General features: G+C 57.7%; 11 protein-coding genes, 1 tRNA gene and 1 pseudogene. 9 read left to right on the forward strand and 4 right to left on the reverse strand.

Annotated features, from left to right (window positions below):
• The first annotated feature begins 12 nt into the window (after positions 1–12).
• Positions 13–1,041 (forward strand): EF-P beta-lysylation protein EpmB, encoded by a 1,029-nt coding sequence (gene epmB / locus ABOC21_RS22800; RefSeq protein WP_426813371.1) that lies wholly within the window; start codon positions 13–15, stop codon positions 1,039–1,041.
• A 40-nt stretch (positions 1,042–1,081) separates the two neighbouring features.
• Here epmB and ABOC21_RS22805 read toward each other — a convergent pair whose 3' ends face one another.
• The 3 genes from ABOC21_RS22805 to ABOC21_RS22815 all read right to left on the reverse strand — a co-directional run bounded on the left by ABOC21_RS22805 (position 1,082) and on the right by ABOC21_RS22815 (position 3,553).
• Positions 1,082–1,435: a DUF4156 domain-containing protein gene (locus tag ABOC21_RS22805; RefSeq protein ID WP_004856962.1), complete on the reverse strand. Its 354-nt coding sequence runs from the start codon at positions 1,433–1,435 to the stop codon at positions 1,082–1,084.
• 133 nt (positions 1,436–1,568) lie between these two features.
• Entirely contained in the window at positions 1,569–3,215 is a 1,647-nt protein-coding gene (groL, locus tag ABOC21_RS22810; protein ID WP_426813372.1) for a chaperonin GroEL, read from the reverse strand.
• A 44-nt stretch (positions 3,216–3,259) separates the two neighbouring features.
• Positions 3,260–3,553, reverse strand: coding sequence for a co-chaperone GroES (locus ABOC21_RS22815; RefSeq protein ID WP_003855929.1), 294 nt, complete (start codon positions 3,551–3,553; stop codon positions 3,260–3,262).
• 232 nt (positions 3,554–3,785) lie between these two features.
• On the opposite strand from ABOC21_RS22815, the gene yjeH reads away from it, so the two are divergent.
• On the forward strand, positions 3,786–5,048 hold the full coding sequence (gene yjeH / locus ABOC21_RS22820) for an L-methionine/branched-chain amino acid transporter (protein WP_426813373.1): 1,263 nt from the start codon (positions 3,786–3,788) through the stop codon (positions 5,046–5,048).
• A gap of 70 nt (positions 5,049–5,118) precedes the next feature.
• On the opposite strand, the gene ABOC21_RS22825 is transcribed toward yjeH, so the two are convergent.
• Positions 5,119–5,589 (reverse strand): FxsA family protein, encoded by a 471-nt coding sequence (locus ABOC21_RS22825; RefSeq protein WP_426813374.1) that lies wholly within the window; start codon positions 5,587–5,589, stop codon positions 5,119–5,121.
• Between the two features lie 339 nt (positions 5,590–5,928).
• On the opposite strand from ABOC21_RS22825, the pseudogene aspA reads away from it, so the two are divergent.
• The 7 genes and pseudogenes from aspA (at position 5,929) to ABOC21_RS22860 (ending at position 13,943) form a co-directional block, all read left to right on the forward strand.
• Positions 5,929–7,366, forward strand: a pseudogene (aspA, locus tag ABOC21_RS22830) (aspartate ammonia-lyase).
• A gap of 116 nt (positions 7,367–7,482) precedes the next feature.
• Entirely contained in the window at positions 7,483–8,784 is a 1,302-nt protein-coding gene (locus tag ABOC21_RS22835) for an anaerobic C4-dicarboxylate transporter (RefSeq protein WP_426813375.1), read from the forward strand.
• Between the two features lie 95 nt (positions 8,785–8,879).
• Positions 8,880–9,203 carry a divalent cation tolerance protein CutA gene (gene cutA, locus ABOC21_RS22840; RefSeq protein ID WP_426813376.1) on the forward strand — a complete coding sequence of 108 codons (324 nt, stop codon included), beginning with the start codon at positions 8,880–8,882 and terminating at the stop codon, positions 9,201–9,203.
• The gene (locus ABOC21_RS22845; RefSeq protein WP_426813377.1) at positions 9,179–10,984 is read left to right on the forward strand and encodes a protein-disulfide reductase DsbD; all 1,806 of its coding nucleotides are present in this window, start codon (positions 9,179–9,181) and stop codon (positions 10,982–10,984) included. Before cutA ends, ABOC21_RS22845 begins: the two co-directional genes overlap by 25 nt.
• 35 nt (positions 10,985–11,019) lie before the next feature.
• Entirely contained in the window at positions 11,020–11,595 is a 576-nt protein-coding gene (locus ABOC21_RS22850) for a transcriptional regulator (RefSeq protein WP_426813378.1), read from the forward strand.
• A 69-nt stretch (positions 11,596–11,664) separates the two neighbouring features.
• Positions 11,665–13,752, forward strand: a complete 2,088-nt coding sequence (locus ABOC21_RS22855) for a DUF1176 domain-containing protein (RefSeq protein WP_426813379.1) — start codon at positions 11,665–11,667, stop codon at positions 13,750–13,752.
• Positions 13,753–13,867: 115 nt separating this feature from the next.
• A tRNA-Phe gene (locus ABOC21_RS22860) sits at positions 13,868–13,943 on the forward strand.
• Positions 13,944–13,977: the final 34 nt, after the last annotated feature.

Here is a 13,977-nt window from a genome sequence, read left to right on the forward strand (position 1 = left end):
CTAAGCCACAAAATGGCGCATATTGTAACCCTAAATACCCCATCCAGAGAAGATTGGTTAACGCAACTTGCCGATGTTGTGACCAGTCCTGATGAACTGCTGCATCTTTTAAATGTAGACGCTGATGCAAACTTATTGGCGGGGCGCGACGCGAAGCGCCTCTTTGCGCTGCGCGTTCCCCGGGCCTTCATCGCCCGCATGGAGCGAGGAAACCCCAACGATCCTCTTTTGCGTCAAGTACTTACTTCGCAGGAAGAGTTCATCGCCGCCCCCGGATTTTCCACCGACCCGCTGGAGGAACAGCACAGCGTGGTGCCCGGACTGCTGCACAAATACGCCAACCGCGCGCTGCTGCTGGTTAAAGGCGGCTGCGCGGTAAATTGTCGTTATTGTTTCCGCAGACACTTCCCGTACGCCGATAACCAGGGCAATAAGCGTAACTGGCAGGCGGCGATGGACTATATTTCCGCCCATCCGCAGCTCGATGAGATTATTTTTTCCGGCGGCGACCCGCTGATGGCGAAAGATCATGAGCTCGACTGGCTGCTCACCGAGCTGGAGGCGATCCCGCATATCAAACGCCTGCGCATTCACAGCCGGCTGCCCATTGTGATCCCGGCGCGCATCACCGAAGCGCTGACGGCGCGTTTCGCCCGCTCCTCGCTGCAGATACTGCTGGTGAACCATATCAACCACGCCAATGAAATCGACGCCGAGTTTCGCGCGGCGATGGCGCGTTTACGCCAGGCTGGCGTTACGCTGCTTAATCAAAGCGTGCTGCTGAGGGGGGTCAACGATAGCGCGCAGACGCTGGCTAATCTGAGCAATGCGCTATTTGATGCGGGGGTGATGCCGTATTACCTGCACGTGCTGGATAAGGTCCAGGGCGCGGCCCACTTTATGGTCGAAGATGAAGAAGCCCGGGCCATCATGCGCGAGCTGCTGACGCTGGTATCCGGCTATATGGTACCGAAGCTGGCGCGAGAAATCGGCGGCGAGCCGAGCAAGACGCCGCTGGATTTGCAGCTACGGCAGCGCTAGCGTTCCTTCCCCTCTCCCCAATGGAGAGAGGGGAAAGCGATCAGTTCGGGCACTTATAGACCTGACCGTTCATTTCGCTATCGGTCGGCACAAAGCTCGACAGCAGGTTCTGCGTCGGGCTGCTGACGCCGTAAATCACGTTGCCGCCCATTGCCGCGGCCTGGTTACGCAGCGCATTAGCCGCGCCGCGCATAGAGCCACCCTCGTCGCCGTTCTGCCCGGAGAGCCAGTTGCTCTGTTTACCCGTCGCGGTCCCCAACAGCTGGCAATCCGCCCCCGGCTTATCTTCAACAAAGCGTACGCTCTGCCCACCTGAGCTCAGTTCGTTGCTGGAACTGCAACCCGCTAACAGTAGTGCTGCGCCGACAATCCCTGCTAAATATCTTACCTGCATGTTATTCCCCATGATCAATGAGCTGGACGCGCTGGCCCGGATGTACACCTTATACTAAAAAGAGGGAAAAAAGAAAAACCCCCGAGCATTTCTGCCCGGGGGTTTCTTTGTTTCTAAGGGGTAGAGCACATGATTACATCATGCCGCCCATTCCACCCATACCGCCCATGCCGCCAGCAGCACCTAAGTCAGGCGCATCGCTTTTCGGCAGATCGGTCACCATGCACTCGGTGGTGATCATCAGGCCAGCAACGGAGGCCGCGTACTGCAGCGCAGAACGGGTCACTTTAGTTGGGTCGAGGATACCGAAGTCGATCATGTTGCCGTATTCTTCGGTCGCCGCGTTGTAACCGTAGTTACCTTCGCCCGCTTTCACGTTGTTAGCTACCACCGACGGCTCTTCACCGGCGTTGGATACGATCTGACGCAGCGGCGCTTCCATTGCGCGCAGCGCAACTTTGATACCGACGTTCTGATCTTCGTTCTGAGCAGTCAGGCCAGCCAGTTTAGCCGCAACGCGCACCAGCGCGACGCCACCACCGGCAACCACGCCTTCTTCTACCGCAGCACGGGTCGCGTGCAGGGCATCGTCAACGCGCGCTTTCTTCTCTTTCATTTCAACTTCGGTCGCTGCACCGACTTTGATAACCGCAACGCCGCCTGCCAGTTTAGCAACGCGTTCCTGCAGTTTTTCACGGTCGTAGTCAGAAGTCGCTTCTTCGATCTGCTTACGGATCTGAGTCACGCGGCCCTGGATAGCGCCTTCTTCACCCACGCCATCGATGATGGTGGTGGTGTCTTTGTTGATGACAACGCGTTTTGCCTGACCCAGGTCTTCCAGAGTCGCTTTTTCCAGCTCCATACCGATCTCTTCAGAGATAACGGTACCGCCGGTCAGAGTTGCGATGTCCTGCAGCATAGCTTTACGACGGTCGCCGAAGCCCGGAGCTTTAACCGCAGCCACTTTAACAATGCCGCGCATGGTGTTAACCACCAGGGTCGCCAGCGCTTCGCCTTCAACGTCTTCAGCGATGATAACCAGCGGCTTGCCGGCTTTCGCTACCGCTTCCAGAACCGGCAGCATTTCGCGGATGTTGGAAACTTTTTTGTCAGCCAGCAGGATGAACGGGCTTTCCAGCTCAACGGCACCGGTTTCCGGCTTGTTGATGAAGTACGGGGAGAGGTAGCCGCGGTCGAACTGCATACCTTCAACTACGTCCAGTTCGTCTTCCAGACCGGTACCGTCTTCAACGGTGATCACGCCTTCTTTACCGACTTTATCCATCGCTTCAGCGATCAGTTTACCTACGGTTTCGTCGGAGTTAGCGGAGATAGTACCAACCTGAGCAATCGCTTTAGAGTCGGAGCACGGTACGGACAGGGATTTCAGTTCTTCAACGGCGGCAACGACGGCTTTGTCGATACCACGTTTCAGATCCATCGGGTTCATGCCCGCAGCAACGGCTTTCAGGCCTTCAGCGATGATCGCCTGAGCCAGTACGGTTGCGGTGGTGGTACCGTCGCCCGCAGCGTCGTTCGCTTTAGAGGCAACTTCTTTCACCATCTGTGCGCCCATGTTCTCGAACTTGTCTTCCAGCTCGATTTCACGCGCTACGGAAACGCCGTCTTTAGTGATGGTCGGTGCGCCGAAGGATTTGTCCAGAACAACGTTACGGCCTTTCGGGCCCAGAGTCACTTTAACTGCATCTGCCAGTACGTTTACGCCGCGCAGCATTTTCACACGAGCGTCGTTACCGAATTTTACGTCTTTAGCTGCCATTTTTATCTTTCCCTTAAATTCGTATGTTCAGTGTCGTTCGCAGATTAGGCTTCAACAATCGCCAGGATGTCGCTTTCGGACATGATCAACACTTCTTCATTGTCGATCTTTTCAGATTTCACGCCGTAGCCGTCGTTGAAAATGACGATATCGCCAACTTTCACGTCCAGAGGCTGCACGGTTCCGTTTTCCAGGATGCGGCCCTTACCGACAGCGATGATTTCGCCACGAGTTGATTTGGCTGCCGCAGAACCGGTCAGAACGATGCCGCCAGCAGATTTGGTTTCAACTTCTTTACGTTTGACGATCACACGATCATGTAACGGACGAATACTCATTGATAGCTCTCCTTTGAGAAAGTCATTATCAGTTATGGATGACACCGGCCCGTATACGGTTTTCCGGCTAGTGACCTGAGAGATGGGGATGGACTTTTACTGCTTCAAGGGGCGAAATGAAAAAAAATTTTTCGCGCGTCCGGGCGGCACACGTTCACGGCGCGTCGGTCAGACATCATAAGCAAAAACGATTGTGATACCATTCGGGTTTTGCCGGCGACAGGGTTGCATCATGAGTGGTTTGAAACAGGAGTTGGGGCTGGCTCAGGGAGTGGGTCTACTCTCCACATCATTACTGGGCACCGGCGTCTTCGCCGTTCCCGCGCTGGCCGCGCTGGTTGCGGGTGATAACAGCCTGTGGGCGTGGCCGGCGCTGATCCTGCTGGTCTTCCCGGTAGCCATCGTCTTTGCCGTACTCGGCCGCCACTACCCCAGCGCCGGCGGCGTGGCGCATTTCGTCAGCATGGCGTTCGGCCCTCGCATGGAGCGCGTCACCGGCTGGCTATTTTTATCGGTCATTCCGGTCGGATTACCCGCCGCTTTGCATATCGCCACCGGCTTTAGCCAGGCCCTGTTTGGCTGGCACGACGGCCAGCTGCTGTTCGCTGAACTGGGGACGCTGGCCATTATCTGGTGGGTGGGTTCGCGCGGAGCCAGCTCCAGCGCCAACCTGCAAACGCTGGTAGCGATACTGATTGTGGCCCTGATTGTCGCCATCTGGTGGCGCGGCGGTATCGATCCGGCGAGTATCCCCTTCCCGGCGCCGCAGAATATCGACCGGCCGCAGCTTTTTGCCGCGCTGTCGGTCATGTTCTGGTGCTTCGTCGGCCTTGAAGCTTTTGCCCACCTGGCTTCCGAATTTAAATCGCCGGAGCGCGATTTTCCGCGCGCGCTGATGATTGGCCTGCTGCTGGCCGGTACGGTCTACTGGGCCTGTACCGTGCTGGTGCTGCATTTTCACGCCTACGGCAAGGAGATGGCCGCCGCCGCATCGCTGCCGGATATCGTGGTGCGCCTGTTCGGCGTACAGGCGCTGTGGATCGCCTGCGTTGTGGGCTACCTCGCCTGCTTCGCCAGCCTCAATATCTATATTCAGAGCTTCGCCCGCCTGGTCTGGTCGCAGGCGCAGTACAGGCCGCAGAGCCGCCTCGCCCGCCTGTCGGCCCGGCAAATCCCGCGCAATGCGCTCAATGCGGTGCTGGCCTGCTGCGTTATCAGCACCCTGGGCATCTACTGGCTCGATATCAACCTCGACGCGCTGATCGTCTACGCCAACGGCATTTTTATTATGATTTACCTGCTGTGTATGCTGGCGGGCTGCCGGCTGCTGCAGGGACGCTATCGGGTGCTGGCGATCATCGGTAGCGTGCTGTGCCTGCTGCTGCTGGCGATGGTCGGCTGGAAAAGCCTGTACGCGCTGACGGTGCTGGTGGCGCTGTGGCTGCTTTTACCCCGGCGCCGACCGCTGAGCGAAACCCCGGGCGCTCGCCAATAAAAAAGCCGGATCGCGCTGCGCGTATCCGGCCTGTCGCTCCACGCGCCCGGCGGCTGCCGGGCCGGCTGGATTAGCGATCGTCTTTGTGATCCAGACGGTCGCGCTCATCATCTTTACGCTGATACTCTCCGTCAAAGGTCTCACCGCCTCCGGTTCCGGCGCTAAATCCGCCGCCCGGCATCCGGCTAAAGCGCAGATGCGGCATCAGCTTCAGGGTCAGGTGTTTTTGCACCGGCGGCAGCAGCAGAAGCAGGCCGAGGAAGTCGGTAAAGAAACCCGGTATCAGCAGCAGTAGGCCGGCAATAATCAGCGATACGCTTTTGATCATTTCCGCCGCCGGGCTTTCGCCGGCCGCCATTTTTTGCTGCATCAGCATCAGGTTTTTAAAACCCTGGTTGCGCACCAGCGACATCCCGACCACCGAACTAAAAATCACTAAAATCAGCGTCAGCAGCACGCCCAGGACATGGGAAACCTGGATAAAGATCGAGATTTCAATATAAACGTATAAAAAAAAGGCCAAAAACGGAATCCAACGCACCGGCGTCTCCTTCATTGGCGTGCGCCGCTATCGGCACCCGCAGCTTTAAGATGTGCTATTCGCATCCCATCAATATTGGGCTAACGCGACACATTTCAATCAGCAGAAACGCTTATTTTTTTCAAGAACTGCAAAGCGGTGACTCATTTCACAGATTAATAATTCTTATAGACCCCACTACATAATAAGTGATCAAGATTACTGATATTCGCTATCATCAGCATATGATCGTGGGCACCAGGCCGATTAAGGAAATAATCTTCGGCGAGAAAATGCGCTTAACCCTATAAATTCTGCGTATTTGGTGAATTCATTGGCAGCTTGAAAAAGAAGGTTCACATGTTAAACAACATTCGTATCGAAGAAGATCTGTTGGGTACCAGGGAAGTTCCAGCTGACGCCTACTACGGCGTTCATACTCTGAGAGCGATTGAAAACTTCTACATCAGCAATAGCAAAATCAGCGATATTCCCGAGTTTGTACGCGGCATGGTGATGGTGAAAAAGGCCGCTGCCATGGCCAACAAAGAGCTGCAAACCATTCCTAAAGGCGTTGCGAATACCATTATTGCCGCCTGTGATGAAGTGCTGAATAACGGCAAGTGCATGGATCAGTTCCCGGTTGATGTGTTCCAGGGCGGCGCGGGGACCTCCGTCAACATGAACACCAACGAAGTGCTGGCGAACATCGGCCTTGAGCTGATGGGCCACCAGAAAGGCGAATACCAGTACCTGAACCCCAACGACCACGTTAACAAATGCCAGTCCACTAACGACGCCTACCCGACCGGTTTCCGCATCGCGGTTTATGCCTCCCTGCTGAAATTAACCGATGCCATTCACCAGCTCGGCGAGGGCTTCCAGAGTAAGTCCGTTGAGTTCCAGGACGTGCTGAAAATGGGTCGTACCCAGCTGCAGGACGCGGTACCGATGACCCTTGGTCAGGAATTCCACGCCTTCAACGTGCTGCTGAATGAAGAAACAAAATGCATTCTGCGTACCGCAGAGTCTGCTGCTGGAAGTGAACCTCGGCGCCACCGCCATCGGTACGCGCCTGAATACCCCGGACGGCTATCAGCAGCTGGCGGTACAAAAACTTGCGGAAGTCAGCAACCTGCCGGTTATTCCGGCGGAAGACCTGATTGAAGCCACCTCCGACTGCGGCGCCTACGTTATGGTGCATAGCTCGCTGAAGCGCCTGGCGGTGAAGCTGTCTAAAATCTGTAACGACCTGCGCCTGCTCTCTTCCGGCCCGCGCGCTGGCCTGAACGAAATCAACCTGCCGGAGCTGCAGGCGGGTTCGTCCATCATGCCGGCCAAGGTTAACCCGGTGGTGCCGGAAGTCGTCAACCAGGTGTGCTTCAAGGTGATCGGCAACGACACCACGGTCACGATGGCCTCCGAAGCCGGCCAGCTGCAGCTGAACGTGATGGAGCCGGTCATCGGCCAGGCGCTGTTCGAGTCCATTCATATCCTGACCAACGCCTGCTATAACCTGCTGGAGAAATGCGTCAACGGCATTACCGCCAACAAAACGGTGTGCGAAAGCTACGTTTACAACTCCATCGGCATCGTCACCTACCTCAACCCGTTTATCGGCCACCACAATGGCGATATCGTCGGCAAGATTTGCGCCGAAACCGGTAAGAGCGTGCGGGAAGTGGTGCTGGAACGAGGTTTGCTCACCGAAGCGGAGCTGGACGATATTTTCTCTCCGCAAAACCTGATGCACCCGGCCTATAAAGCAAAGCGTTTTACCGATGAAAGCGAACAGTAAGCTTTCAGGTTAAACTAGCCAAAGGCATGTCAGCAATGACATGCCTTTTTGCTTTTCTGGGTTTACGAAATGACAACAATTCAATATCAACTTGTTAAAAAACAAGGAAGGAACATATGTTTGGTGCAGAACTTGTTATTGTCCTGCTGGCTATCTACCTGGGAGCCAGGCTGGGTGGCATCGGTATCGGATTCGCCGGGGGACTGGGCGTCCTCGTCCTGACCTTAATATTTCAAATTAAACCCGGCGCGATCCCCTTCGACGTCATTGAGATCATCATGGCGGTCATCGCCGCGATTGCCGCCATGCAGGTTGCCGGCGGTATGGACTATCTGGTCAGCCTTGCAGAGCGTTTGCTGCGCCGTCATCCGAAGTACATCACCTTTCTCGCCCCGCTGGTCACCTGGTTTATGACGGTCCTCGCCGGCACCGGCCATACCGCCTTCTCGACCCTGCCGGTGATCACCGAAGTCGCAAAGGAACAAGGCATTCGCCCCTCCCGCCCGCTGTCGATTGCCGTGGTGGCTTCGCAGATTGCGATTACCGCCTCGCCAATTTCCGCCGCGGTGGTGTTTTTCGCCGGCATTCTTGAGCCGCTGGGCGTCAGCTACCTGACGCTGCTGGCAATCTGTATTCCGGTGACGCTGATCGCCGTGATGATCACCGCCGTGGTGTGTAACTTCCTCGGCTGCGAGCTGAAGGATGACCCGATTTACCAGGCGCGCCTGGCGAAAGGGGAAGTCAAACTGCGCGGAAGCCAGGTGTTCAAGCTGAAGCCGCACGCCAAACGCTCCGTGCTGCTGTTCCTGATCGGCATCGTCGCGGTCATGTTCTACGCCACCGCCATCAGCGATACCGTCGGGCTGATTCAGAACCCGGTGCTGCCGCGCAACGAAGCGATCGTGGTCTTCATGCTGACCATCGCCACGTTGATTAGCATCACCAGTAAGATCGATACCAGCGAAGTGCTGAACGCCAGCACCTTTAAATCCGGGATGAGCGCCTGCGTCTGCGTGCTCGGCGTCGCCTGGCTGGGCGATACCTTCGTGAAGGCGCACATCTCTGATATCCAGGCCGTGGCGGGCGATCTGCTGCACAACTACCCGTGGCTGCTGGCGGTGGTGCTGTTCTTCGCCGCGACCCTGCTCTACTCCCAGGCCGCCACTACCAAAGCGCTGATGCCCGCGGCGCTGCTGCTCGGCGTGAGCCCGCTGACCGCTATTGCCTCTTTTGCCGCGGTCTCCGCGCTGTTCGTCCTGCCGACCTACCCGACGCTGCTGGCGGCGGTCGAAATGGACGACACCGGCTCTACCCGAATCGGCAAGTACGTCTTCAACCACGCCTTCCTGATCCCCGGGGTGATCGCCATTACCCTGTGCGTCATTTTGGGGTTCGTCATCGGCGGCATCGTGCTGTAAAACTGCTTAAATTCGGGCCACATCGTGGCCCGTTTCATTAATCCCCCCGCAGCTTGCGTGCTATAGTGCCTCTTTTCGCTGATACGAGGTTCACGATGACTACGCCTGATGCCGTTGTTGTACTCTGTACCGCGCCGGATGAAGCGACCGCCCAGGATTTAGCGGCCAAAGCGCTGGCAGAAAAACTGGCCGCCTGCGCCACTCTTCTGCCGGGCGCGACCTCCCTCTACTACTGGGAAGGCAAGCTCGAGCAGGAGTATGAAGTGCAGATGCTGCTCAAAACCGACCGCGCCCATCAGCAGGCGCTGCTGGAGTGCCTGAAGTCCCATCACCCGTATCAAACCCCCGAATTACTGGTTTTGCCCGTCACTCACGGAGACACTGATTACCTCTCATGGCTCAACGCATCATTACGCTGATTCTGCTGCTCTGCAGTACGTCCGCCTTCGCCGGGCTCTTTGATACGCCCGGCCGCTCAAATTTTGTGCCCGCTGACCAGGCTTTTGCCTTTGATTTTCAGCAGAGCCAGCACGAGATAAACCTGACCTGGCAAATCAAGGAGGGTTACTATCTCTACCGCAAACAGATCAAGCTCAGCGCCGCTGACGCCGCTTTTATTGAGCCATCGCTGCCGTCCGGCGAGTGGCACGACGATGAGTTTTACGGCAAAAGTGAGATTTATCGCCAGCGGCTAAGCGTGCCGGTTACGCTCACCCAGGCCGCCAAAGGGGCTACGCTGACCGTGACCTGGCAGGGCTGCGCCGACGCCGGTTTTTGCTATCCGCCGGAAAGCAAAGTGGTGCCGCTCAGCGCGGCGCTGGCGCTCTCCAGCGATGGCCAGTCTCCCGCTCGTCCGGCCCTTCCCGGCGTCGGAGAGCCGAAGCTTAACCCGCCGCTCCCGGTAGAACCGCGTCCGGCGCTCGCGGAGCAGCCGCTGGTGACAACCGCCGCGCCCTCCGCGTCGGACCGGTCCGTCACCGCGAGCGGCCAGCTTCCGTTTTCCGCGCTCTGGGCGCTATTAATTGGTATCGGTATCGCATTTACGCCCTGCGTACTGCCGATGTATCCGCTGATCTCTGGTATCGTGCTCGGTGGCGAACGCCGGCTCTCCACCGCCCGCGCTCTGCTGCTGGCGGTTATCTATGTCCAGGGGATGGCGCTAACCTATACCGCGCTGGGTATGGTGGTTGCCGCAGCGGGCCTGCAGTTCCAGGCGGCGCTGCAGCATCCGTACGTGCTGATCGGCCTGTCGGCGGTCTTTATTCTGCTGGCGCTGTCGATGTTTGGCCTGTTTACCCTGCAGCTGCCGTCATCGCTGCAGACGCGTCTGACGCTGATGAGCAATACCCAACGGGGCGGTTCAGCCGGCGGCGTGTTTGCCATGGGCGCCATCGCCGGGCTTATCTGCTCGCCCTGTACGACGGCGCCGCTGAGCGCGATTCTGCTGTACATCGCGCAAAGCGGTAACCTGTGGCTGGGCGGCGGCACGCTGTATCTTTACGCGCTCGGCATGGGGCTGCCGCTGATTCTGGTCACCGTGTTTGGCAACCGCCTGCTGCCGAAGAGCGGCCCGTGGATGGCCCATGTGAAGACCGCGTTTGGTTTTGTTATCCTGGCGCTGCCGGTCTTTTTACTGGGGCGCATTGTGGGTGAGGTCTGGGGTCTGCGCCTGTGGTCGCTGCTGGCGGTGGCCTTCTTTAGCTGGGCATTTATCACCTCCCTCGGCGCCACGCGTCCGTGGCAACGCATCGTGCAGATCGTGCTGCTGGCCGCCGCGCTGGTGAGCGTTCGTCCGCTGCAGGATTGGGCGTTCGATGCGCCGACGGCGCAGCAGCAGGCGCACCTCGCGTTTACCCGCGTCAGCACCGTCGATGAGCTCGACCGCGCGCTGGCGCAGGCTAAAGGCCGACCGGTCATGCTCGATTTGTACGCTGACTGGTGCGTTGCCTGTAAAGAGTTCGAAAAATACACCTTTAGCACACCGGAAGTGCAACAGGCCCTGAAAGATACCGTTCTGTTGCAGGTAGATGTTACGAAGAACAGCGCGCAGGACGTAGCCCTGCTGAAGCATCTGCAGGTGCTCGGCCTGCCGACGATTCTGTTCTTCAATGCGCAGGGAGAGGAGCAGCCCGCGCAGCGCGTAACCGGCTTTATGGATGCCGCGGCATTCAGCGCCCATTTGCGCGATCGGCAACCGTGAACGACACTTTAGGAGGTAAAATGGAGGAGAAAACCGTGCAACGTGAAGATGTTCTGGGTGAGGCCATACAAATTCTTGAAACCGAAGGTATCGCCAACACCACGCTGGAGATGGTCGCCGAGCGCGTTGCTTATCCGATCGATGACCTCAAGCGCTTCTGGCCAGACCGCGAAGCGCTCCTGTATGACGCCCTCCGCTATCTCAGCCATCAGGTTGATACATGGCGTCGCCAGCTGCTGCTGGACGAGACGCTAACGACGGAGCAGAAGCTGCTGGCGCGCTATGCGGCGCTGACCCGCTGCGTGAGCAATCACCGCTATCCCGGCTGCCTGTTTATTGCCGCCTGTACTTTTTATCCGGATGCTCAGCATCCGATTCATCAGCTGGCTGAACAGCAGAAGCAGGCTTCGCTCGCCTATACGCACGAACTGCTGACCCAGCTGGAAGTGGACGATCCGGCGATGGTCGCCAAACAGATGGAGCTTATCATCGAAGGCTGTCTGAGCCGTCTGCTGGTGAAGCGCAGCCAGGCCGACGTCGATACCGCCCAGCGCCTGGCGGAAGACATCCTGCGCTTTGCCCAGTGTCGAATGGGCGGCGCGTTAACCTGATTCCGATATCTTAACCGATCCTTCGCGCATATAATTTCCCTCTCACCGATATGCTGACAGGGTTTTTATATGCGTTCTCTCCTTTGGGCTGCCATCATCGGGCTATGTCCGATATCGCTGCTGGCGGCTCCCGTACAGGGTTTTTCTTTCGCGTATAAAGACTGGGAAGCGGCCTGCGATAATACCGGCACCTGCCGGGCCGCGGGCTACGGCGTCAACGTTGGCGAAGTCAGCGTTCTGCTAACCCGCAGCGCAGGCCCGGAGCAGCGCGTAAGCGGCCAGGTGACCTTTGCCCAGACCGATCGTGATATTCCCCCTGACGCCACCGTTCGCCTGCTGATCGACAATCAGGATCGCGGGACGCTGGATGCCAAAGACGACAGCCACTTCCGCTTCGATAGCACGCAAACGGCCGCGCTGATTCAGGCCCTCGAGCATGAAAGCCGGATTGAGATTTCGCTCAACGGAGAGCGCAAACCGCTCTCGAGCGCGGGCAGCAGCGCGGTGTTTCTCAAGATCGATGAATTTCAGCAGCGCCTGGGTACCGCGGATGCGCTGCTGCGCAAAGGCGATGCCGACGATAGCAATACGCTGAACGCGCTGCCCGCCCCGGAGATTATCGCCGCCCCCACGCTCGCCAACGCGCAGCCGGAACCGCTGACCGCCAAACAGAGTCAGCGCTTCCTGCCGGAGCTGGTCCCGCTGCTGAATAGCCGCTGTGATGACTGGCAAAACAAAGATATTCCCGCGCAGGAGCGGCAAATCACCGCCACCGCGATCGATAAAAGCCATTTGCTTCTCCAGGCGCTGTGCTGGCGGGCCGCCTATAACGACGGTTACGCCATGTGGGTGGTGGATAGCGCGCCGCAGGCTAAACCTCAGCCGATCTCCACCGATGCCTCCAGCTATGCCGATGGCGTCATCGCGTTCTTCAACAAGGGCCGCGGCATCGCCGACTGCGTGAGCGGGGAGGAGCGGGTCTGGGATGGCAAAGCGTTTGTCCAGAGCCTGAAATATACCACCGGCATGTGCCGCGAAATCACCCCCGGCGGGACCTGGATGCTGCCGACCTTCGTCAGCCAGGTGCGCCCAAAGCAGCAGAAAGACGCCGATAATCTCGCGCTCAAGGCGCTGTATAGCGCCGTGCTGAAAGAGCAAAAGGCCAATCCGGAGCTGGAGCTAAATAAAATCGCCGAGCAGTTCCCGCTCACCGGGCACGTCACCAACTTTACGCTGACCTATGCCGACGATACTTTAGTGTCAACAAACAAGCCTTCCGCCGATATCAGCGACGATGAGTGGCAGGCGTTTCTTCATTCTGATATCAGCGCTGATTCGGAAAACGGCAAGGTCAGCTTCACGCTTATCGACCTCGATAACGACGGCAGGCGCGACTTAATAATCGATAGCTACGTCGGCGGAACCGGCTTGTTCAGCTATACCGGGGTCTTAAAACGCGGTGATGACACCTTCGATAGCGTCAACGGCAGCGATAGCGATGACGACGATGATTTTGACGCCGGCGTGCCCGGCGCGCTGTACTCCCTCAACGGGCGCGGGGCCAACCAGTGGAGCCGGTGGGTCAGAATTAACGGCCAGGTATATGCGCTTTGGTACAACGGCCAGTTTGGCGAGGATAATCTGTATCTGCTGCGTCCGTTCAGCCCGACGGACAGGACCCCTGCGGTGACGATTCGCTACCGCTATACGCTGGATACCATCAGCTCGCCGGAGAAAGACCAGCCGTTAACGCCGGCGCTGAATGCCAGGGATAAGGCGGATTTACTTAAGTCGCTGGAGATCATGCAGGGCAGCCTGCTGAAGGATAAGCCGCAAACCGATAGCGACGCGCCAATTTGCCCCATTCCTCCCGGCACCTCCTCCGACGACGCGGATAACTACTACAGCGGCATCCCCTCCAACTATATTTATGAAACGGTAGCCTATATTCCCGTCTGGCTGAACGATAAATGCTTCATCGGCACGATTTTTAGCCACCACGGGACCTACCGCCACGGCGTCGATGCGGAGATTACCATCAGCTCGCCGCGCGAAGATGAAGAGGTGATCGGCGACTATACCCTCTCCGGTTTACGCCACGTCATCTCTGCGGTCAGCGGCTGGAAAATTCGTCAGGGCGACAACGGGATGATGTGAATAATGGCCAAAACGCGGCGTCTGATGCAAAACTGCCGCAAAGTTAAGCAATCGGCAGGAAAATCAAGAAATGTGGTTGACGCGCGAAGTGGATTACGGTTTAATGCGCCCCGTTGCCCGGATAGCTCAGTCGGTAGAGCAGGGGATTGAAAATCCCCGTGTCCTTGGTTCGATTCCGAGTCCGGGCACCACAATTTAGAAGAACCAGCCTACGGGCTGGTTTTT

Origin of the sequence: Klebsiella sp. WOUb02 (assembly GCF_050058015.1) — a bacterium.
Lineage (GTDB): Bacteria > Pseudomonadota > Gammaproteobacteria > Enterobacterales > Enterobacteriaceae > Klebsiella.

What these genes read in the sequence shown, in the direction of transcription:
- cutA (WP_426813376.1), top strand. Translation starts at nt 8,880, where the DNA reads ATGACTACGCCTGATGCCGTTGTTGTACTCTGTACCGCGCCGGATGAA.
- ABOC21_RS22855 (WP_426813379.1), top strand. Translation starts at nt 11,665, where the DNA reads ATGCGTTCTCTCCTTTGGGCTGCCATCATCGGGCTATGTCCGATATCG.
- ABOC21_RS22835 (WP_426813375.1), top strand. Translation starts at nt 7,483, where the DNA reads ATGTTTGGTGCAGAACTTGTTATTGTCCTGCTGGCTATCTACCTGGGA.
- ABOC21_RS22815 (WP_003855929.1), bottom strand. Translation starts at nt 3,553, where the DNA reads ATGAGTATTCGTCCGTTACATGATCGTGTGATCGTCAAACGTAAAGAA.
- yjeH (WP_426813373.1), top strand. Translation starts at nt 3,786, where the DNA reads ATGAGTGGTTTGAAACAGGAGTTGGGGCTGGCTCAGGGAGTGGGTCTA.
- ABOC21_RS22845 (WP_426813377.1), top strand. Translation starts at nt 9,179, where the DNA reads ATGGCTCAACGCATCATTACGCTGATTCTGCTGCTCTGCAGTACGTCC.
- epmB (WP_426813371.1), top strand. Translation starts at nt 13, where the DNA reads ATGGCGCATATTGTAACCCTAAATACCCCATCCAGAGAAGATTGGTTA.
- ABOC21_RS22805 (WP_004856962.1), bottom strand. Translation starts at nt 1,435, where the DNA reads ATGCAGGTAAGATATTTAGCAGGGATTGTCGGCGCAGCACTACTGTTA.
- groL (WP_426813372.1), bottom strand. Translation starts at nt 3,215, where the DNA reads ATGGCAGCTAAAGACGTAAAATTCGGTAACGACGCTCGTGTGAAAATG.